The following is a 1,305-nucleotide window of genomic DNA, read 5'->3' as shown; positions in this document are numbered from 1 at the left end:
GACAATCGCTGCTGGTGGAGAGTCCGCCGTCGGCGGACTCTCCCACTCTTACTCCCTTGTTTGATTATCATTATTATTCAATTATATTTCTACACAAAGGGGTATTGACAAAATCTACTCCCTTCTAACTTGCTACCAATGGCCACAGGCTGGTGTCCTTTCGGGCGCAAGATGCCGATCGCATTCATGAATGCGATCGCATTCATGAATGCGATCGAGGAATTCATAAATTAGCGCTACACAAGAATCATCCTAGGTAGGCTTGCCTCTAAAACCTAAAAGACTTTCCTCGCCTACCCTTGCGATTCAGGGCAACCTAGGCAATTGCTCTTGTGACTCTCAATCCCAATTAAATTGAGACTTTAGTTTTTTTCCTCCTGTTCAGATAGCTCTTTGCTAAGAATAAGAGTATTCAACTTCCACAGGATAATGGTCAGATGGATCGTTGTAATTTCCTCCAGTATTCGGGAGTTTTTCCTCCATATGTTCCCAGTACATTGGGTTTTCAGTCTTTAAATGAACTACAGCCATTTGAGGATTATTTGTAGGCTGTAAGTAGGCGGTCAAATATACGATGTAGTCCAATGTATTGTCATAATTAGGCGGATAACCCATCTCCTCTGCCAAACATTTGGCGTAGAGGTTACTGACTGCTGAGAAAGAACCCTGACCAGGCACTAAAGCGTAATTGTATTGTCCTCCCAGTCGGTTCTTTATAAATTCTCCAGTAACCTCATCAGTATAAGGAACGTTTAAGTCACCTCCCACAATTACAGGTTCGTTGCTCGGAATTGTTAACGAATCAACCAACCCTTTTATTTCTTGTAACTGCTTCTCTCTAATATCTGGATATGTCTTCTTTCCCTCATCCGCTTGCATGTGCGTGCCAACAATATGATAGGTATACCTCTCTTTATCTATCTTGACATAAGCCGCACCTTTGTTCGATAAATAATCGGCGCTGCCAACAGCACTATTGTTATATACAAGTTGAATTTTTTGAGTGATGGGGTATTTGCTCATAATTACTACCCCCCCATTAATGACGGACCAGAATTTAGAACAGTTTCCCCTATATTCATCCCATTGGGAACCAGAACACTCTTTACCTAAATGGTAAGTGTAGTAAGGATAGAGTGGTCTTAAGGCATTGATAATGTTATTGCTATAGCACGTCTAAATGAGTTGTACAATTTAAGCAAGGGTGATAGACTGAAAGTAAAAGTCACATTCTTAGAGGTAAAGAGATGTCAAGTGATGAAAACCAGGAACTAAAAGAAAAGCTGGCTGAGTTAGAAGAGTTTG

The 1,305-nt window shown here is 41.0% G+C and carries 2 protein-coding genes; both read right to left on the bottom strand.

Features of this window, described 5'->3' with window-relative positions; all coding sequences use genetic code 11:
* Window positions 1-89 precede the first annotated feature (89 nt).
* Window positions 90-227, bottom strand: a complete 138-nt coding sequence (locus ACUVJL_RS35805) for a hypothetical protein (protein WP_445250165.1) — start codon at window positions 225-227, stop codon at window positions 90-92.
* A 169-nt stretch (window positions 228-396) separates the two neighbouring features.
* Window positions 397-1,155 carry a sphingomyelin phosphodiesterase gene (locus ACUVJL_RS35800; RefSeq protein WP_445250166.1) on the bottom strand — a complete coding sequence of 253 codons (759 nt, stop codon included), beginning with the start codon at window positions 1,153-1,155 and terminating at the stop codon, window positions 397-399.
* Window positions 1,156-1,305 lie beyond the last annotated feature (150 nt).

It is taken from the genome of Microcoleus sp. OTE_8_concoct_300 (assembly GCF_031383065.1).
In the GTDB taxonomy this organism is placed as follows: Bacteria; Cyanobacteriota; Cyanobacteriia; order Cyanobacteriales; family Microcoleaceae; genus Microcoleus.
The sequence above is the reverse complement of the archived record's forward strand: the minus strand, read 5'-3'. Positions and strand labels throughout refer to the sequence as shown.

Coding starts and splice junctions, on each gene's coding strand:
- ACUVJL_RS35805 (WP_445250165.1), bottom strand. CDS start 227: ATGAATTCCTCGATCGCATTCATGAATGCGATCGCATTCATGAATGCG.